The organism is Natronolimnohabitans innermongolicus JCM 12255 (assembly GCF_000337215.1).
Classification (GTDB): domain Archaea; phylum Halobacteriota; class Halobacteria; order Halobacteriales; family Natrialbaceae; genus Natronolimnohabitans; species Natronolimnohabitans innermongolicus.
Genome location: NZ_AOHZ01000047.1, coordinates 78,893 through 96,670 on the forward strand (window position 1 = coordinate 78,893; position 17,778 = coordinate 96,670).

At 66.0% G+C, this 17,778-nt stretch carries 17 protein-coding genes; 10 read left to right on the forward strand and 7 right to left on the reverse strand.

Annotated features, from left to right (window positions below):
• Positions 1 to 345: 345 nt before the first annotated feature.
• The 5 genes from C493_RS10445 to C493_RS10465 all read left to right on the forward strand — a co-directional run bounded on the left by C493_RS10445 (position 346) and on the right by C493_RS10465 (position 3,794).
• Complete coding sequence (locus tag C493_RS10445) at positions 346 to 1,590, forward strand: aminotransferase class V-fold PLP-dependent enzyme (RefSeq protein ID WP_007259395.1); 1,245 nt, start codon at positions 346 to 348, stop codon at positions 1,588 to 1,590.
• Between the two features lie 131 nt (positions 1,591 to 1,721).
• Entirely contained in the window at positions 1,722 to 2,366 is a 645-nt protein-coding gene (locus C493_RS10450) for an HD domain-containing protein (protein ID WP_007259396.1), read from the forward strand.
• A gap of 120 nt (positions 2,367 to 2,486) precedes the next feature.
• Positions 2,487 to 2,735: a hypothetical protein gene (locus C493_RS10455; RefSeq protein WP_007259397.1), complete on the forward strand. Its 249-nt coding sequence runs from the start codon at positions 2,487 to 2,489 to the stop codon at positions 2,733 to 2,735.
• A 205-nt stretch (positions 2,736 to 2,940) separates the two neighbouring features.
• Positions 2,941 to 3,360, forward strand: a complete 420-nt coding sequence (gene sufU, locus C493_RS10460) for a Fe-S cluster assembly sulfur transfer protein SufU (protein ID WP_007259398.1) — start codon at positions 2,941 to 2,943, stop codon at positions 3,358 to 3,360.
• 131 nt (positions 3,361 to 3,491) lie between these two features.
• A complete protein-coding gene (locus tag C493_RS10465; RefSeq protein ID WP_007259399.1) occupies positions 3,492 to 3,794 on the forward strand; it encodes a HalOD1 output domain-containing protein in 303 nt (100 codons plus the stop codon).
• Positions 3,795 to 3,826: 32 nt separating this feature from the next.
• On the opposite strand, the gene radA is transcribed toward C493_RS10465, so the two are convergent.
• The 4 genes from radA to htpX form a co-directional block, all read right to left on the reverse strand.
• Positions 3,827 to 4,858, reverse strand: a complete 1,032-nt coding sequence (gene radA, locus C493_RS10470) for a DNA repair and recombination protein RadA (RefSeq protein WP_007259400.1) — start codon at positions 4,856 to 4,858, stop codon at positions 3,827 to 3,829.
• A gap of 212 nt (positions 4,859 to 5,070) precedes the next feature.
• Complete coding sequence (locus C493_RS10475; protein ID WP_007259401.1) at positions 5,071 to 6,282, reverse strand: outer membrane protein assembly factor BamB family protein; 1,212 nt, start codon at positions 6,280 to 6,282, stop codon at positions 5,071 to 5,073.
• A 306-nt stretch (positions 6,283 to 6,588) separates the two neighbouring features.
• Positions 6,589 to 7,194 carry a PspA-associated protein PspAB gene (pspAB, locus tag C493_RS10480; RefSeq protein WP_007259402.1) on the reverse strand — a complete coding sequence of 202 codons (606 nt, stop codon included), beginning with the start codon at positions 7,192 to 7,194 and terminating at the stop codon, positions 6,589 to 6,591.
• Between the two features lie 105 nt (positions 7,195 to 7,299).
• Positions 7,300 to 8,184, reverse strand: coding sequence for a zinc metalloprotease HtpX (htpX, locus tag C493_RS10485; RefSeq protein WP_007259403.1), 885 nt, complete (start codon positions 8,182 to 8,184; stop codon positions 7,300 to 7,302).
• Between the two features lie 399 nt (positions 8,185 to 8,583).
• On the opposite strand from htpX, the gene C493_RS10490 reads away from it, so the two are divergent.
• Both C493_RS10490 and C493_RS10495 read left to right on the forward strand, forming a co-directional pair.
• Positions 8,584 to 9,789: a 60S ribosomal export protein NMD3 gene (locus tag C493_RS10490; protein WP_007259404.1), complete on the forward strand. Its 1,206-nt coding sequence runs from the start codon at positions 8,584 to 8,586 to the stop codon at positions 9,787 to 9,789.
• On the forward strand, positions 9,782 to 11,023 hold the full coding sequence (locus C493_RS10495; RefSeq protein WP_007259405.1) for a class I SAM-dependent methyltransferase: 1,242 nt from the start codon (positions 9,782 to 9,784) through the stop codon (positions 11,021 to 11,023). The genes C493_RS10490 and C493_RS10495 overlap by 8 nt, the downstream gene beginning before the upstream one ends.
• Positions 11,024 to 11,310: 287 nt before the next feature.
• Here the strand turns inward: C493_RS10495 and C493_RS10500 are convergent, their stop codons facing one another.
• Both C493_RS10500 and C493_RS10505 read right to left on the reverse strand, forming a co-directional pair.
• The gene (locus C493_RS10500) at positions 11,311 to 13,206 is read right to left on the reverse strand and encodes a helicase C-terminal domain-containing protein (protein ID WP_007259406.1); all 1,896 of its coding nucleotides are present in this window, start codon (positions 13,204 to 13,206) and stop codon (positions 11,311 to 11,313) included.
• A 443-nt stretch (positions 13,207 to 13,649) separates the two neighbouring features.
• Positions 13,650 to 13,895 (reverse strand): DUF7561 family protein, encoded by a 246-nt coding sequence (locus tag C493_RS10505; protein ID WP_007259407.1) that lies wholly within the window; start codon positions 13,893 to 13,895, stop codon positions 13,650 to 13,652.
• A 277-nt stretch (positions 13,896 to 14,172) separates the two neighbouring features.
• Here C493_RS10505 and C493_RS10510 point away from each other — a divergent pair, with 277 nt between their 5' ends.
• Positions 14,173 to 15,135: a YkgJ family cysteine cluster protein gene (locus C493_RS10510; RefSeq protein ID WP_007259408.1), complete on the forward strand. Its 963-nt coding sequence runs from the start codon at positions 14,173 to 14,175 to the stop codon at positions 15,133 to 15,135.
• 106 nt (positions 15,136 to 15,241) lie between these two features.
• Here C493_RS10510 and C493_RS23235 read toward each other — a convergent pair whose 3' ends face one another.
• Positions 15,242 to 15,415, reverse strand: a complete 174-nt coding sequence (locus C493_RS23235) for a DUF5786 family protein (protein WP_007259409.1) — start codon at positions 15,413 to 15,415, stop codon at positions 15,242 to 15,244.
• A gap of 115 nt (positions 15,416 to 15,530) precedes the next feature.
• On the opposite strand from C493_RS23235, the gene C493_RS10515 reads away from it, so the two are divergent.
• Both C493_RS10515 and C493_RS10520 read left to right on the forward strand, forming a co-directional pair.
• Positions 15,531 to 16,538 (forward strand): DUF5784 family protein, encoded by a 1,008-nt coding sequence (locus C493_RS10515; RefSeq protein WP_007259410.1) that lies wholly within the window; start codon positions 15,531 to 15,533, stop codon positions 16,536 to 16,538.
• Positions 16,539 to 16,641: 103 nt separating this feature from the next.
• Positions 16,642 to 17,703 (forward strand): zinc-dependent alcohol dehydrogenase family protein, encoded by a 1,062-nt coding sequence (locus tag C493_RS10520; RefSeq protein ID WP_007259411.1) that lies wholly within the window; start codon positions 16,642 to 16,644, stop codon positions 17,701 to 17,703.
• Positions 17,704 to 17,778: the final 75 nt, after the last annotated feature.

A 17,778-nucleotide genomic window follows, 5' to 3' on the forward strand; every position in this document is an offset into this window, starting at 1 on the left:
GTATAAAAGAGACGGGCCGCAGCTTCACGCTCAGAAGCCGTCGGCCGATTCGCCCAGCCCGTCCATTCCGATATCGACGAGACTCGATCTGTAAGGATTCAAGTATAGATCGCTGAACATACACGACTACCAAACCAGTTTGGGGTTATTGATATGGACGCTGGGCCGGTATATGGAATTGGCAGGGCAGAGATGGCCGATCCCACCGCGACCCTGCCGAGGCACCCACCCACCACCCACCGAACCGATCTCTCCCTTTCCATGCGTTTCTGACGAACCCTGAGTCTGACGTGTTCGAGATCCGGACCGAAGGAGTGTTTTGTCTGGGGTCCCTGTTCTTCGGCAATGAGTCAACAGAACATCGAGCCGCTCGACGTCGCCGCCATCCGCGACGAGTTTCCCATCCTCGAGCGGGAGTTCGACGGCCAGCAGGTCGTCTACCTCGACAACGCGGCGACGACCCAGACCCCCGATGCGGTCGTCGACGCGATGAGCGACTACTACCGCCGATACAACTCGAACGTCCACCGGGGGATCCACCACCTGAGCCAGGAGGCGTCGATCGCCTACGAGGAGGCCCACGACCGCGTCGCCGACTTCATCAACGCCGACGGTCGGGAAGAGATCATCTTCACGAAGAACACGACCGAAAGCGAGAACTTGATCGCCTACTCGTGGGGACTGAACGAACTCGAGCCCGGCGACCGCGTGGTCCTCACGGAGATGGAACACCACGCCTCGCTGGTCACCTGGCAGCAGGTCGCCAAGCAGACGGGCGCCGACGTCGAGTACATCCGCGTCGACGACGACGGTCGCCTGGACATGGACCACGCCCGCGAACTGATCGACGACGACGCAGCCATCGTCTCGGCGGTCCACGTCTCGAACACGCTCGGCACCGTCAACCCCGTCTCCGAACTGGCCGACCTCGCCCGCGAACACGGCGCGCTCTCCATCATCGACGGCGCCCAGGCCGTGCCGAACCGCCCGGTCGACGTAAGCGAGATCGGCGCCGACTTCTACGCCTTCTCGGGGCACAAGATGGCCGGCCCCACCGGCATCGGCGTCCTCTACGGCAAGCAGGAACTCCTCGAGGAGATGGAGCCGTACCTCTACGGCGGCGGCATGATCCGCAAGGTCACCTTCGACGAGTCGACGTGGGGCGACCTCCCCTGGAAGTTCGAACCCGGCACGCCGCCCATCGCGGAGGCCGTCGGCCTCGAGGCCGCGATCGACTGGCTCGAGGAGATCGGCATGGACCGGATTCAGGCCCACGAGGAGGAGATCGCGCGCTACGCCTACGAACAACTCGCAGCCGAGGGCGACGTCGAGATCTACGGCCCCGAGCCCGGCCCCGACCGCGGCGGCCTCGTGAGTTTCAACGTCGACGGCGTCCACGCCCACGACCTCGCCTCGATCATGAACGACCACACCGTCGCTGTCCGCGCCGGCGACCACTGTACCCAGCCGCTACACGACAAGCTGGGCGTGCCGGCGTCGACGCGTGCGTCCTTCTACGTCTACAACACGCGCGAGGAAGTCGACGCAATGGTCGAAGCGCTAGACGACGCGCGTCAGCTCTTTAGCTGACGCGCGGGACCGTCGATCTCGCGCTCCCTTCGCGATCACACCGGTCTGTTCCTTCCGTCGCGCCGCAATGTCTCGAGTTACATCGACTGCGGACGGAGCGTTTATTCCCCCGGTGGCGAAACACGACGCCGATGCTCGACCTCGAGGCAGTTCGCACCTGCGCCCGCACCTACTTCGAGGGCGCTCCGCCGGCCCACGACTGGCACCACGTCCAGCGCGTCGAAGCGCTCGCCGAGACGCTCGTCGACCGCCACCCCGACTCGAGTGCCATCGACGATCGGGTCGTGTTTCTCGCCGTCGTCCTCCACGACATCGGACGCGAAAAGGAAGACAGCGGTGAGATCGACGACCACGCCACCTGGGGGGCCGACGAAGCCAGCCGCATCCTCGAGGATCTCGAGGCCGACCCGGAGACGATCGACCGCGTCCGACACTGCGTCCGCGCCCACCGCTACTCGAACGCGATCGAACCCGAGACGCTCGAGGCGAAGCTCGTCTCCGACGCGGACAACCTCGACGCGCTCGGCGCGGTCGGAATCGCGCGGGTGTTCGCCCACGGCGGCGCGCTGGGCCAGCCGATGCACGACCCCGAAATTTCGCTCGCCGAGGACGAGACGGCCGCCGGGCGAACGCAGTACAACCACCTCCACAAGAAGATTCTCGACCTACCCGACCGAATGTATACGGACGTCGCGCGGCGTCTCGCGGACGAACGAGCGACGTTCGTCCGCACCTATCTCGAGCGGTTCGATCGGGAAATTACCGGTGAGCGGTAACGTCTATCCCGAGCTATCGGCGCGTTGGCACACGCCGCGAGTAGCGACTACAAACAACAGAAAACTCACCTAGGGTTTTTCAATCTCGCGCTCGTACGATGCGGTGCCGAGGTGAGAACGATGCAGGAGAACACCATCGGCCGTCCCGAACGGGACCCGTTCGAGACCCCGGTCGATGTTCTCGCCGAGGCCAGCCGGTACGATTTCCTGCTGGTGATCGTACCGATCGCGTTCGCGGTTGCGCTGGTCGCGGCATACGTCCTGAGCGTGTCAATAGTGCAAGCGATGGGCGTTGCGGCAGCGATCGGCGTGCTCGTGGTCATCGACGCCTGCTACCTCAATCCCCCCATCGACCAGGGGTCGACGTAGCGGTACAGACCACAACCGTTCTCCACGGTCCGACCTCGAGTAGCCGCAAACACGGCGTTCGTTCGCGACCCGGCACGCGGTGTCAGCAAGCGTCTTATCCACTCGAACACCCCACGAGTACCGTCGCGGCGTCTCCACAGACGGCAGCGGTCGGTTCGCCGCCCCGGAACCCTTTTACAACGCTCTCGTCTATTCGTACGTAGCAATGGGACTGGGCTCGGATATGTACAGACAGCAGATCCTCGATCACTACAAGAACCCCCGTAACTACGGGAAACTCGAGGATCCGACGTTCACCCACGTCGGCGAGAACCCGATGTGTGGCGACGAGATTCGCATGGACGTCAAACTCGACGAGGACGAGGAGACGATCGAACACGTGGCCTTCTCCGGCGACGGCTGTGCGATCAGCCAGGCTTCCGCGAGCATGCTCTCGACGGAGCTCGCGGGAACGTCCGTCGAGGAACTGCTCGAGATGGACCGCGACGACATCATCGACATGCTCGGCGTCGACATTTCGCCGATGCGGGTCAAGTGTGCCGTGCTGGCCGAGAAGGTGGCCCAGGACGGCGCCGAGATCTACATGGGCGAACTCGACAAGGAGAAGACGTCGACCGAGGACTGAAACCGACGCTTCGATCGCCGCCGTCCCGACGGTTGTATTTTCCCGACAGTTGATTTATCGGCGATAGGAACGGGTCAGACACCGTGACGACGACGGATAGCTATTTGACACCGACTCGCGTAGAAATTTCGATGATCGTCCACACCCGTTCGTCGGCGTCCCGATCCGAAACGACCGTTACACAGACCGTTGTCGCTGCCGTCAGCGACGCCGAAGACTGTGACCTGCTGGCCCTGCCGCCGCTGTGGGACGTAATCGATTCCGAAGCGATGGACGTCCTGTTCGCACCGACCCGAACCGCCACGCCGCGAAGCGGACGACTCGAGTTTCAGTACGCAGGCTACGCGGTCGACGTCGAGATCGATACCGATTCCACCGTGACCGTCTCGGTCGAGGCGCTTGCCGACGGCGACGGTTCGATCGAAACGCGCTGAACGAAACCGGACGAAAAGAGCGGGGAGCCGGTCTACTCGGGCTTCAGCCCCTCGTCCTGGACGCGCATGACGGCCTCGCCGTCGGCGAGGTTCGGCGCGTCGACGAGGCGAACGATCCGCTTGTCGCCCTTGGACTTGCGGAGGTAGATTCGGAACGTCGATTTGTGGCCGAGGATGTTGCCACCGATGGGCTGGGTCGGATCGCCGAAGAACGAGTCGGGGTTCGAGGCGACCTGGTTCGTGACGATGACGGCGGCGTTGTAGAGATTGCCGACCTTATCGAGGTCGTGGAGGTGTTTGTTGAGCTTCTGCTGTCGGTCCGCGAGTTCGCCACGGCCGACGTACTCGGCGCGGAAGTGGGCGGTCAGGGAGTCGACACAGAGCAGGCGAACCGGATACTCGGATTCTTCGTGCTCGCTGGCCAGTTCCTTGGCCTTCTCGGCCAGCAGCATCTGGTGGTTGGAGTTGAACGCCTTCGCGACGTGGATCTTGTCGAGCATGTCCTCAACGAGTGCGTCGACGGCGGCCTCGTCGGCGGCGCTGCCTTCGATCTCGCGGTCCTCGAGGGCCGCGTCGATCGCTTCGTCCGGCAGGCCGCGGACCATGTCGTCGATTCGCTCGGGGCGGAACGTGTCCTCGCTGTCCACGAAGATGGTACTGCCGTGGAGGCCGCCGACTTCCTTTGGGAGCTGGACGTTGACGGCCATCTGGTGGGTGACCTGGGACTTACCGGCGCCGAACTCGCCGTAGACTTCGGTGATCGACTGGGTTTCGACGCCGCCGCCGAGCAGGTCGTCGACCTCGTCGATGTGCCAGGAGAGCTTGCCGATCTCGTTTCGTCGCTCGAGGACGGTCGATCCGGTTTCGAAGCCGCCGATGTCGGCGGCGTCGCGGGCCGCGCGGACGATGTCGCCGGCGGTGGACTCGCCGACGTCCGCCGTGTTCGAGAGTTCCGAGGGCGAGGCGACGGCGAGGCTCTGGAAGGAGTCGAAGCCTGCGTCGTGGAGTTTGTCTGCGGTAGCCGGGCCAACGCCGGGGAGGGTTTCGAGGTCTACGTCTGGCATATCAACTCCTTTCGCCGGACCCCCCATAAACCCTCGTTAACAGGGAAGTGAAAGTGAAAGTGCCAGCGGGGACGGGGGTAATTGCAGAGCGGGCCGTGAGTTTATCCGAGAAGGTGCGACGGCGCAGTTGTTCGAGGCGGTATCAGCGCAGTAGTTGGTCAGGCACAGGGGCAACAAAACGGACGCGACGGCGGATGGTAACGAACCGAACGTTACGAGCGCAGGTCGTCGCCGTCCCACTCGAGACAGGTCAGTCGGTCGTCCTCGGTGCCGACGAACAGTTCGGTTTCGCCGAGGGCGGGCGTTCCCGTAACGCCGACCTCGAGGTCGTGGAACCAGTGTAAGTCGCAGTCCTCGGCGTCGTCGGAGACGTCGACGCCGTACAGCGAGCCGGTTTCGTCGCCGATACAGCAGACGTCGCCGGCAACGACGGGACTCGAGGTGACCGGCCCGTCGAGTTCGACGCCCTTCTTCGAGAACACCCAGCCTCGGAGTTTGCGGCGGCCGAAGGTGGTGTCGGTGACGTGGAGGTAGCCGTCGTCCGCGCCGACGAAGGTGGCGCCGGCGTCGGGGAGGACGGTCGGCGACGACGTAAACGAGCCCTGAATCTCGTAGGTGAACCACGACTGGCCGCTGTCTGTGTGGAGGGCGACGAGCGTGCCGGTGTCGTCGGCGACGTAGAGCCGATCCCCGACGAGCGTGGGGCCGTCGACGACCGAGCCGGAGATCGGCGCCGTCCATCGCTCGTCGCCGGTTTCGGCCGCGAGCGCGCGGACCGTCCCGTCGGCGGTGCCGACGTAGACGCGGTCGCCGTCGCCGCCGTTTTCGTCTGCCTCCATCCGCGCGTCCTCGAGTGAGAGCAAGTCGAGCGCCTCCTCGTCCGTCGGCGTTCGACCGCGCGGCTGAGCCTGATCCCGGTCGCGAACGGTGTCGACTGCGGGCGCGCCAACCGCAGCCGAATCGGTCTCGTGCGTCCAGGCGAACTCGCCCGTCGTCGCCTCGAGCGCCGAGACGCCGCCGTCGTGGCTAGCGTAGAGTCGCGTTTCGTCCTCGTCGAGGGTGAGGGCCCCCGCGAGCGCGCCCGGAAGCGTCGCCTCCCACAACCGATCACCCCTCGCGGGATCGAGCGCGGAGACGGTGCCGTCGTCCGTGCCGAGATACAGTCGGTCGCGCGTGACGACCGGCGCGGTCGCGGTCGCCGCCGTCGTCTCGAACGTAAAGTGTCGCCGTCCCGTTTCGCGCTCGAGGGCGTACAGGTTGCCGCGAGTCGTTCCGACGAACACGGTGTCTCGGTCGAGTACCGGCGAGCCCGCCGGACCGGCGAGGTCGATCGTCCAGCGCTCCGTGACGCCGTCCGGCCCCTCGAGGTCGCGTCGGACGCCCGAGTGGCGACGGTCGCCCTTGAACTGGTTCCAGTCGGTCACTGTCCGGACGTTGCGAGCGAATCGCTATAATCGGTGTGGAACGCGTCGCGATCGTACGGATCGCGTCGACCGTCGTCAGCGCCGAGTCGACGGTCTCAGTCGAGTGTTCGGCGTCGGTTACGAAACTGCCCCGAGAGACCGGAAGCTACGGGGTTTTGGGAAATGTCGGCAGGGAAGGGACAACTGGTGTATGGCGCAGTTGGTGATGATGTGGCGTTGGTGGGACCCTGCCGTACATACTGATTTACGGCCTAACCGGTCATACCTGTAGTGCCTGTACAATTTGGTATCCGCGCGCCGAACCGCTCACTCCCAGGGGTGGGTACCGCTCGAACTCGGCCACAGCGGGTACCAGTACTCCTTTTCGCGCTCGATTTCGAGTTCGCCGTCGAGCGTCGCCTCGAGTTTGAACTCCGCACTCGAGTCGCGTTCGCGTCCGGGGCGGGGAGCGAAGGGGTAGAACCGACCGCGACGGAACGAGTAGATCCAGTAGGCGGGACCGTCCCGGTTTTCGTAGGCGAAGACGGCCGCGAGCAGCCGCGAGCCGTAGCCGTGCTCGATGAAGGTGTCCGCGGCGAAGTGCATGCTCGTGATCAGGTCCTCGGGGTCGTCGTCCTCGAGGACGACCCAGTGGTAGCCGTGGTCGTCACTGGTGACCGAGAACTCGGTGCCGGTCTCCTCGCGGCCGGCCTCCAGGATGGCCTCGACCTCGTCGACGGCGTCGCGAAAGCTGCTCGAGTCGACGCCGGAGAAACAGAGCGCGCCGGCGTCGGCCGACTCGTAGCCGAGGTCGGCCTCCATCGTCAGGTAGGCGGTACTCATCCCGAAGAGGTCGTCGGGGTCGGCGTCGCGTCTGGCGTCGGTCTCGGCCCGCAGGCCGAGGACGGCGCGGAGTCCGTCGAGCAGTCCCATACCCACTGTGAGGGAGGCGACCCCTTAGAATGGAATGGGTTCGAATCGGCCGGGGAAAGGAGAAGGAAGGACGGGTGCGACCGACGCCCCGGGCAGCCGCGGCGATCAGGACGCCGCGAGTTCGCCCTCGAGCTGGCGGAGCTGTTCGATGCGTTTCTCGGTCGGCGGGTGGGTGCTGAACAGCTGCCCGACGATGCCGGACTTGATCGGGATGATGAAGAAGGCGTTCATCTCGGCTTCTTCGCGCATATCTTCCTTCGGGACCTTGTCCATCTGTCCGGAGATTTTCATGAGCGCGGAGGCGAGCGCCGACGGATTGCCGGTGATGGCGGCCGCGCCGCGGTCGGCGGAGTATTCGCGGTACCGCGAGAGCGCTCGGATGAGCAGGTAGCTGATGATCCAGACGACCAGCGAGACGAGGATGGCGACCATGATTCCGGCGCCGCCTTTCCCGCCGCGGTTGTGACCGCCGCCGAAGAAGGCTCCCCAGCGGACGATCATGAACGCGATCGTCGAGAGGAACGAGGCGATGGTCATCACCATCATGTCCCGGTTCTTGACGTGGGCGAGTTCGTGGGCGAGTACGCCGTCGAGTTCGTCCCGGTCGAGGGTTCGCATGAGTCCCGTCGTCACCGCGACGGCGGCGTTTTGCTGATTGCGCCCGGTTGCGAACGCGTTTGGGACGTTCGAGTCGATGACGGCGACTTTCGGCTTCGGGAGGTCGGCCTGCTGGGAGAGCCGTTCGATCGAGCCGTGAAGCTGCGGGTACTCGTCGGCCGAAACCGTCTTCGCGCCCATGCTTTTGAGGGTGAGCGTGTCGCTGAAGTAGTACTGGACCAGCGACATGCCGCCAAAGAGCATGGCGAAGACGATGAGACCGCCGCCCATGTAGGTCGTGAGCACACCCGCGAAGACGATGTACAGCGCGAACAGCAAAAACATCGTCAGGAACATTCGGAATCGAAGTCCCCAGTCCGCCTGCCAGTTCATACTCCCGTCTAGGGAGCGCGACGGGATAAGTGTCACCGACGCGTTCGCGAACTGACGTATACAATACCACACACGTTTCGGCGCCGGCAGCCGAACCCCTTCGTTTCGCATGGAGACTCCGGGACGCGGTCACGTCTGACACGACCGTATCGACGGCCGTCTGACGCGTGGCTGACGGTTCGGCGCGTGGCTCGAGCGGCGCCGGTCGAACTCGATCGATCGACGTCGAACGCTGTGGTGGATCGTCCCCCCTCGTTTCGCGTGGACGAGCGTGACTATCAGCCGACTGGATACCGACGGTCGGCGACGGAGGCGAAACGGGGTCGGCGACCGACGGCGGTACCGAAGTCGGCGGGCCGGAGCACGCCGCTTAACTCGCTTAGGTTCCAAGCGGTGGCCATGACTGAATCGCGTGCGTTCTGTCCCCGTTGCGGGGACCCCGTCCCCGACCGGTCGGCGAGCGACGCCGACGGCGAGGGGACCGCTGCGGATCCCCTTCGACCCGGCGCCGACGTCGAACTCTGTGACGCCTGTTACTTCGAGGGCTTCGACTTCATCGACGCGCCGGATCGAATCGACGTCCGCGTCTGTGCCCAGTGTGGAGCGGTCCACCGCGGCAATCGGTGGGTCGACGTCGGCGCACAGGACTACACTGACATCGCCATCGAGGAGGTCAGCGAAGCGCTGGCCGTCCACGTCGACGTCGACGACGTCGCCTGGCAGGTCGAACCCGAACAGATCGACGAGAACACCATCCGGATGTACTGTTACTTCACGGGAGTCGTCCGCGAGACGCCCGTCGAGGAACAGGTGATGATTCCCGTCAAGATCGCCCGACAGACCTGTTCGCGCTGTGGCCGCATCGCCGGGGACTACTACGCCAGTATCGTCCAGATCCGCGCCGAGGACCGCACTCCGACGACCGAGGAGATGGATCGTGCGAAAGAAATCGCGAACCAGGTCGTCGCCGACATGGAGGCGACGGGCGACCGAAACGCCTTCATCACCGAGATCGGCGAAGTCGACGAGGGGCTGAACATGAAGGTCTCGACCAACAAGATCGGCAAAAAGATCTCGAACAAGATGGTCGAGGAGTTCGGCGGTACCGTCAACGACGCCGAAACCCTCGTTACCGAGGACGAGGACGGCAACGAGGTCTATCGCGTCACCTTCGCCGTTCGCCTGCCACCATACATCCCCGGCGACGTCATCGACCTCGCCGACGACGACGGCGGCCCCGTGATCGTCCGCAGCGCCCACGGCAATCTGAAGGGGGTTCGCGCGACCACCGGCGAGCGCTACGAGGCGAGCTACGAGGAAGGGAATTCGCCCGACGCGCGCAAACTCGGACGACTAGCGGACGCCGAGGAAACCACGGTCGTCACCGTGGAGGACGAAAACGCCGTGCAGGTGCTCGACCCCGAAACCTACCAGGCCGAAACCGTCTCGCGACCGGACTACTTCGATTCCGACGCGCAGACCGCACCCGTCCTGAAGAGTCGCGCGGGCCTCCACATCCTTCCCGATCCGGACCCCGATACGGGCGACGACGCGGACGAGACCGACTACTACGACCCGTACGAACACCGCGACGACGATGACTGACGAACCGGACGCGACGGCCGAGGACGCCCTCGAGCGGGTCGCGACCGACGCGCCGCTGGCGGTCATCGTCGAAAAGACCCGCGCGGAGACGGCCATCGAGTCGCTGCGCGCCGAGGGCGTCTACGACGACTCGAGACGCGTTCGCGAGAGCGCCGCCGAAACGCGCTCGAACGCGGGCGACGACGGCGACGGGACCGCCGAGACCGTCGAGACGATCGCCCTCCCGGTCACCGACCCGCCGACCGAGACGCGCGTGCTCGACGTCGCCCGGCAGGTCGATCCCGAGCCGCGAAGCCCCGACCTCGAGGACCTGCTGGCCGCCCGGGGCTGGAGCGACGTCGAACTCGAGGCCGCGCCGGGCTCGTGGGCCGTGATCGGCTCCGTGATCCTCGTGACCGTTCCCGAGGACTGTCCCGACGAGGCGGCGGTCGGCGAGGCCCTCCTCGAACTCCACGGCGAGGCCGACAGCGTGCTGGCCGACGAGGGGATCGAAAACGACGGCGAGGCGGGCACCCACCGCGAGCCCCGGACGCGACTCATCGCCGGCGAGCGCGATACCGAGACGATCCACACCGAACACGGCACGCGGTACGGCCTCGATCCCGCGAGCGTGATGTTCTCGCCGGGAAACCAGGCCGAGCGCGCGCGGATGGCCGACGTCTGCGACGACGGAGAGCTCGTCTTCGACATGTTCGCCGGCATCGGCTACTTCACGCTCCCGATGGCCCGCGCCGGCGCGCGGGTGACCGCGACCGAGATCAACCCCACCGCGTTTCGCTACCTGCTCGAGAACGCCGTGCTCAACGACGTCGGCGACCGCGTCGACGCCTACATGACCGACTGTCGCGACCTCGCCGGCGAGATCGACGCCGACCGCGTGGTGATGGGCTACTACGGCAGCAGCGAGGGAGACGGGACGGGCGGCGACGATCGCGGCGGTAGCAGTGACGCCAGCGACGCCAGCGATGCTAACGACGCCAACGACGGCGAACACGGCACCAGAACCGACGAAGCCCGCGACTTCCTCCCCGACGCCCTCGAGGCGCTGTCCCCCGGTGGCGTCGTCCACTACCACGAGGCGACGCCCGAATCGCGACTCTGGGAGCGCCCGCTCGCACGACTCGAGGCGGCCGCTGAGGACACCGGTCGCGAACTCGAGGTACTCGAAAAACGCCGCGTTAAGAGCCACAGCGCCGGCGTCGCGCACGTCGTCGTCGACGCGCGGTTCGACTAACGCTGCGTCCGGCCTGCGTCCGAAGTCACGGCCAGCCCGACGGTCGTGACATTCATACCGGTGCGGAGAGTGCCAACAACTATGGATCGAAATCAGGTCATCGCACTCACGTTCGCGATCCTCATGATGACGTCGATGGTCGCGATGGGTGCACTCGCCGCACTGTAGCGTCTTCCGCTCGTTTTCGACCGCCGTCTCACAACCGCTTCGGTGAGCGGCCGGCGACGGGTCGCAACGACCGGTGATCACCGACCGCCGACCACCGATCGTCACGAACCACTACCGATCTAGCCGTCCGTATCCCAGACATCCGCTACCGGACTCGAGGAAGACGAAGAGCGGCTGGAACGCCTCGAGCGTCGAGAGCGCGATCCCGCGCTAGATTCGGACGCGGACCCGGACCCAGCGCCGGACTCCCCCTTCGATCCCGAGCGGCCCGCTCGCGACGAGTTTCCGCCCGAATCCGTCTGACGATGGCCGGCGCCGCTCGAGTTCGGGAGCCCCGAAACGGCCGCCCGCGGCTGGAACGCGGGCAGATCGGGCTGGTCCATCCGATCGACTTGCGCCTCGAACCAGTCGGGCATATCCGTCTGCGCGCGATCGAACAGGTCGAGCAGACTCGAGTCGGCGAGATACGTCGCGCCGTAATCGTCGGGCGCCCGAACCACTCGGCCGCAGGCCTGGATGACCGTTCGCAGGGCGGTCCGGTAGTACCACGCCCACTGGCCCTCCTCGAGTCGGTGGGCGACCCGCGAGTCGCCGGTGTTGAGAAACGGCGCCTTACAGAGGACCTGCCACCGACAGAGGTCGCCTTTCAGGTCGAGCGCCTCCTCCATCTTCACCGAGACGAAGACGTCGGGATCGTCGCTTGCTTTCCAGCCGTCCAGCGCGGCGTCGCGACCGTCGCGGTCGTGCGTGCGAACGCGGTCGCCGACGCCGAAATCGGCGAGCAGCTCGGCGAGTCGCTCCTGAATGCTGTAGGAGTGAGCGTGGATCAGCCCTTTCTCGTCGGGGTGGCGTTGCATGAGCCGGACGATCGTGCGGGCGATCTTCGGCGTCGTCTCGTCGCGGTGTTCGTAGGTCATCTTCCCCTGAGTCACGTCGTACAGCGGCCGGTTCTCGACGGGGAAGGTGTGCTCGACGTCGACCAGCGCGACGGTGGCGGGGTCGAGCCCGACCTGCCGGCAGAACGCGTCCTTGTTGAGGATCGTCGCCGACAGCAGCGCGAATCTGTTCCCGCGGTCCCAGACGGTGTGCTGGAGGTACTTCTCGGGACTCATCGGTTTGATCGTCAGCGGTCCGCCGGCGGGTTCGTCGTCACCGTCGCGGCGTTCTCGACGGGCGCTCGAGGGGTCGGACTGGTCGACCAGCCACGTCGTCGGACTCTGGGGGTCGCGGTAGTCGGAGACGAACCAGTCGAGTTCGCCGATCAGCTCCTGGAGCCGGTCGCGCTCGCGCACCTCGCCGGGCGTCAGCGAGTCCTGCGAGAGCAAGTCGTCCTTCCGGCGCGAACACTGCTGGGAGAGCGCCTCGGCGTATCTGACCGCGCGGTCGAGGTCGTCGACCTCGGGGACGCGCAACTCGTCCCAGAACGGCACCGTTCGCGGCCCGAGCTGGATCGTCGCGTACATTTCGGCCCACTCGGCCAGCCCGTGGGCCTCGTCGACGACGACGACGTCGCGCTTGCGAAAGACCTCGCTGCCCGCCGTTTGCATGAAGTACGCGAGCGTCATCGCCGCGATCGAGCGGTTCGACGCGATGGCTCGGTCGGAGAAGTACGGACACCGATGCTTGACCGAGCAGTCGTAGCCTCGCTCGCGAACGCAGGGGGCCTGATTGACCGGCGTGTTGCGCTCGTCGGGGAGAATACAGCTGTAGTTCGACTTCCCGCGGATGACGTTCAGATCGGCGAGCAGGTCGTCCGCCGCGACGTCGTCCAGTTGTGAGACCTGCGGCGTCGTGTAGTAGGCGCCGGTCGCGTCGCTGGGGTCGGCGTCGTCGATCTCGCGGGCACAACCCGCGATCGCGCGGGCCAGCAGGGACTTGCCGCTCCCGGTCGGCGCGCGTACCAGGACGACCTCGTTGCCGGCCGCGAACGCGTCGCGAATGTCTCGCAGCGCCTGTTCCTGGGCGCCGCGGTAGCTCGGCGCGGGGAACGCCTCGAAGATCCGCTCGGGATTCACCGTTCGATGTACGGCGGGGCCCACCCCTAAAGGCTGCGGACCGACGCCCGCCGCGATGGGGTCGACTGGCGGGTTGGGACTCGGCTCTCGGTCTCGAATCCACACCCTACCCGTAACAAGCTATTACTTCCTGGAACGGGACAGTAGCGTGCAGATTACAATCAGGTAATCCGACTTCTGTCCGGACACGGAAGGACGATTCGACGACGGTGCACCGCGGCGCCAGCCGGCCCGCGGTCGCGGTCGAATCGCCATCCTTCCGCCGCGGTCGTCGAACCGTCCTGGTCGCACTCCGGTTTCGACGATCGACGGTCGCGTCGTGGCTCACGCGTCAGTCAGCGATCACACGGCGGCTGCGATACCCGCGCTCACGGAGATCGCAGCCGCCATCAGGTCTGCCCGTCGTTTTTTCCGATCCCGGCCGTCTCGAGTCCGAGCCGTCGCTACTGTGCGCGCAATTTCGACGTCTCCCCGTCGACTTGCTCCAGCCGACCGACGTCCGCGGCCGTCGGTTCGTCGGGTAGCGCCGCGATACAGGGATAACACAGCAGGTGGTCGGAGCCGTCGGCCAACTCGAGGGTCATCGCCGTCCCGTCACTCCCGTCGTCCTGCCCGAACGTCCAGAGGTTAGCGATTCCGCCAGCGACCGAGATCGGACGCCCGCAGCCGTCACAGGAGTCGTTTGCCATACTCGAGTGTCCGGGCCGGACGGTGAAAGTCGTTCCCCCGAAAGCCCCTGACAGGGGTAGCGGCTACCCCTGTCATCCCCTTTTAGCCCCTCCCGAAAGCACCCACGTACGCCATCGTGTGTGGCGTTCGTGGCCCCTTTCAGTCCCGCCCGGGGTCGTTCGATCCGCCGGCCGAAACGACCGGAACCAGCCGAGCGATCGAATCCGGTTGCGTCGGTGAGCCAGTGACGAACGCTCCGGCCGACCGGTTATCCCGCCTCGCATCGTACGGCCGCCCATGGAGGTGCACTGCGAGGGCTGTGCCGGCTGCTGTATGGACTGGCGACCGCTGCTCGAGGAGGCCGACTCCGACCGCAGTCAGCGACGGTCACCCTTCGATCGTGACGCCGACGACGGGACCTCGAGAGCGCCGCTCGACGGCGATACCAACTTCGTCCCGCTGACTCGCGAGGAGGTCCGCGGCTTCCTCGACGACGGGATGGCCGCGGCGCTGACGCCGCGGTTCTGGCGGGCGCGAGACGAGGCGGAAGGCGTCGAGATCGACGGCCACAGCGTGGCCGCCGTCGCGGGACGGCCCGTCTTTTTCGTCGGGCTCCGAAAGCCGCCGAAGCCGGTCGCGCCGTTCGATCGCGACGAGCCGTCCTGGCTGCCGACCTGCGTCTTTCTCGATCCCGAGACGCTGCAGTGTCGCATCCACGACAGCGACCGCTTCCCCGACGAGTGCGGGGCCTATCCGGCGCACAATCTCGCCCTCGAGCAGGAGACCGAGTGCGAACGCGTCGAGGACGCCTTCGGCGGAGAGCGGTTGCTCGATGACGGCGACGACGACGTGCCCGCCGATCTCGACGGCTTGCTACTCGGCTCGCAGGCGCTGGGTGCGAAGCTGTTTGCACACCCGAACTCGGACGCCCTCGAGGGGATCGTCGAGCGCGCGGCGGCCGGCGAACTCACCGCGGCGGACCGCGCGGAGTGTCTCGCCGTCGCCGCGGCCTCGAGTCCGGGGACGCTCGCGATCTCGGACCACCACTACGAGTGGGGCCGCGAGCGGACGCTCGAGGCGACGGCCGACGACGGATCGACCGAGCGGGACGACGGCGCCGACTCGTGGGTCGGAGCCGCCATCGACGAGTGGTACCGCCGCTCCCGGACCGGCGAGTCGGTTCCATCACCGTCGGTTGCCGACGAGATCGAGACGGCACGCGGCGCGCCGGAGACCCCCGGCTGGGACGCCCTCGAGTAGTCGGTAGCCGCGTACCGCAGTTGTCGGGCGGCCACCACGCGGGGCGAATCGTCTCGCCGACTCGAACGGACAAAAAGCGACTCGAGAACGCGGAGGCGAACTGCGGTCAGTCGGATTTGATCTCCTCGAACTTGCTCAGCAGTTCCTCCGCAGACTCGCCAGAATCGTACTCCACCGTTCCGTGATAGATCGTGCGCTCGTCGTCGAAGTCGGCGTCGACCGTTGACGCTTGCTTCTCGCGGCGCTCGTGTTCGTCCTCGTCATAGGCACCCATTGACATGGTAAGTACAACCATGTTGGTTCGTCCCGCACATTAATGTAACGGTCCTTCATATCAGTTCGGCGGCTAACACGTGACGCGTAAGACGTATGGCTATACGCGCGCTAGATGGACCGTGGCACGGCCGCTTCGCTTTCGGTATTCGCCCTCGTCCTGGAGCGAACAGGACGTTCGACACGATATCCTCCAGCCGCTGCGTTCGAACATCGGCGCCCGCGCAGTAGCGCCGCGATTCGGGATCGGCGCCGACTGGGAGACACACCGCTTCGAGATGCAAAACGGCGACGTTGCTCTCTTCGCGCGAAACGGCCAAGAAGCCTACTGGATGGGCAACACGGAGACGCCCTCCTCGCTGTGGAAGACGGACAAGTTCGGCTGGGAGGAGGTCCCCTATCACGTCTCGCGCTGGACCCAGCGGGAACTGCTCGCGACGCTCCACGAGACCGATCCGTGGCTCGCCGACTACCCGCACATTTCGTGGTTTTTCCTCCCCGTCTTCATGTCGAAAGACGGCCGCGAGTCGACGCGAGCGTTCTTCCGACAACACGCCGCCGGCTTCCCTGACGCCGGCCGCCGGGAGACGACGCGGTTCTTCGAGGAGTTCCTCGCGACGGGCGTACTGGACGAGTACCGGAACGTCATGGCCGGGAAACTGGGAACCAGCGACCACGTCGACCGCGTCCGGATGAGCGCCGCGATGGGCGAGTTCATCGCCGCGAAGATTCTTAGCGACGCAGCGTACGCGGTCACGCCGGAGATCGAGGTCACCACCGGCCACTCGCTCGACTTCCGCGCGAAAAACGGCGAGACCAACGTCCTCGTCGAGGTAACCCGCCCCCAGCCCCCGAAGAACCGCTCCGCCTCGGGACCCGTCGCCGCCGTCCGCGAGACCGCCGAGACCAAGACCAACGGCCAGCTGGCTGAACACGGCGGCGGCGCCGTCCTCTTCGTCGACTGTTCTTCGTTCCGCGACGACACCTGGAACGCCATCCGCGCCGAACAGCCGGACGTTCCCCACCGACCCGCCGTCGTCTACCGCGCTCGCCCGAACGGCCGCATCGAGGGCTACCGAAAGGGAGCGGTGCCGCTCGAACTCGAGGGTGCGATCGACCTGCTGGACTGATCGCGAGCGTCGACCGTTCGCGTGTACCTGCTTCGGTCCGTGACCGACACGAGACCGTGTAGGTTGGGATACGTATTTGGTAGACGATAACAATGGCCATCATATGCGCGCAGCAGTCCTCGAAGAACACGGCGAACCGCTCTCGATCGAAGACGTCGACGCCCCGGAGCCGGATCCGCGCGGTGCGGTGGTCGAAGTCGAAGCCTGCGGCGTCTGTCGCAGCGACTGGCACGGCTGGCAGGGCGACTGGGGCTGGCTCGGCCTCGAGACGCAGCCGGGACAGATCCTGGGCCACGAGCCCGCCGGCCACGTCGTCGCCGTCGGTGACGACGTCGAGAACGTCTCGGAGGGCGACCACGTCGCCGTGCCGTTCAATCTGGGCGACGGAACCTGTCACGAGTGCCGGCGCGGGCACTCGAACACCTGCGAGAACGTAATGCCGCTTGGCTTCGTCCCGCCCGTCCAGGGCGCGTTCGCCGAGCAGGTCCACGTTCCCGCCGCCGACCACAACCTCGTCTCCCTCCCCGACGGCGTCTCGTCGGTCGACATGGCCGGGCTGGGCTGTCGGTTCATGACCTCGTTTCACGCGCTCGCCCACCGCGCCGACGTGAGCGCGGGCGACTGGGTCTCGGTCCACGGCGTCGGCGGCGTCGGCCTCTCGGCGGTCCACATCGCCGACGCCCTCGGCGCGAACGTGATCGCCGTCGACCTCAAAGACGAGAAACTCGAGCACGCGACGGAACTCGGCGCCGTCGAAACGGTCAACGCGGCCGATGTCGATAACGTCGCCGCGGAGGTCAAGGCGATCGCCGACGGCGGCGCGAACGTCTCGATGGACGCGCTCGGAATCGAGACGACCTCCCAGAACTCCGTCCAAAGCCTCGGCAACCGCGGCCAGCACCTCCAGGTCGGGCTCACCACGCAGGACGAACAGGGGATGATTTCCGTCCCCTCCGATGCGATGGTGATGCAAGAAATCGAGTTCATCGGCTCGCTCGGCATGCCGCCGACCCGCTACGACGAGATCTTCCGGATGGTCGCGACCGGCAAACTCCGCCCCGCCGACGTCGTCTCCGAGACGATCGGCCTCGAGGACGTCACGGCGAAACTCGAGGCGATGACAGACTACGAAACCGAGGGCATTCCGGTCATCGACGAGTTCTGATCGCGGGCGGTCTCCCCGTTCGACGGTGATCGACGGACGGGGCAATCGAAGCTATCTCCGTTCCTGATAGTCGCG

Coding starts and splice junctions, on each gene's coding strand:
- C493_RS10445 (WP_007259395.1), top strand. CDS start 346: ATGAGTCAACAGAACATCGAGCCGCTCGACGTCGCCGCCATCCGCGAC.
- C493_RS10450 (WP_007259396.1), top strand. CDS start 1,722: ATGCTCGACCTCGAGGCAGTTCGCACCTGCGCCCGCACCTACTTCGAG.
- C493_RS10455 (WP_007259397.1), top strand. CDS start 2,487: ATGCAGGAGAACACCATCGGCCGTCCCGAACGGGACCCGTTCGAGACC.
- sufU (WP_007259398.1), top strand. CDS start 2,941: ATGGGACTGGGCTCGGATATGTACAGACAGCAGATCCTCGATCACTAC.
- C493_RS10465 (WP_007259399.1), top strand. CDS start 3,492: ATGATCGTCCACACCCGTTCGTCGGCGTCCCGATCCGAAACGACCGTT.
- radA (WP_007259400.1), bottom strand. CDS start 4,858: ATGCCAGACGTAGACCTCGAAACCCTCCCCGGCGTTGGCCCGGCTACC.
- pspAB (WP_007259402.1), bottom strand. CDS start 7,194: ATGGGACTGCTCGACGGACTCCGCGCCGTCCTCGGCCTGCGGGCCGAG.
- htpX (WP_007259403.1), bottom strand. CDS start 8,184: ATGAACTGGCAGGCGGACTGGGGACTTCGATTCCGAATGTTCCTGACG.
- C493_RS10490 (WP_007259404.1), top strand. CDS start 8,584: ATGACTGAATCGCGTGCGTTCTGTCCCCGTTGCGGGGACCCCGTCCCC.
- C493_RS10495 (WP_007259405.1), top strand. CDS start 9,782: ATGACTGACGAACCGGACGCGACGGCCGAGGACGCCCTCGAGCGGGTC.
- C493_RS10505 (WP_007259407.1), bottom strand. CDS start 13,895: ATGGCAAACGACTCCTGTGACGGCTGCGGGCGTCCGATCTCGGTCGCT.
- C493_RS10510 (WP_007259408.1), top strand. CDS start 14,173: ATGGAGGTGCACTGCGAGGGCTGTGCCGGCTGCTGTATGGACTGGCGA.
- C493_RS23235 (WP_007259409.1), bottom strand. CDS start 15,415: ATGTCAATGGGTGCCTATGACGAGGACGAACACGAGCGCCGCGAGAAG.
- C493_RS10520 (WP_007259411.1), top strand. CDS start 16,642: ATGCGCGCAGCAGTCCTCGAAGAACACGGCGAACCGCTCTCGATCGAA.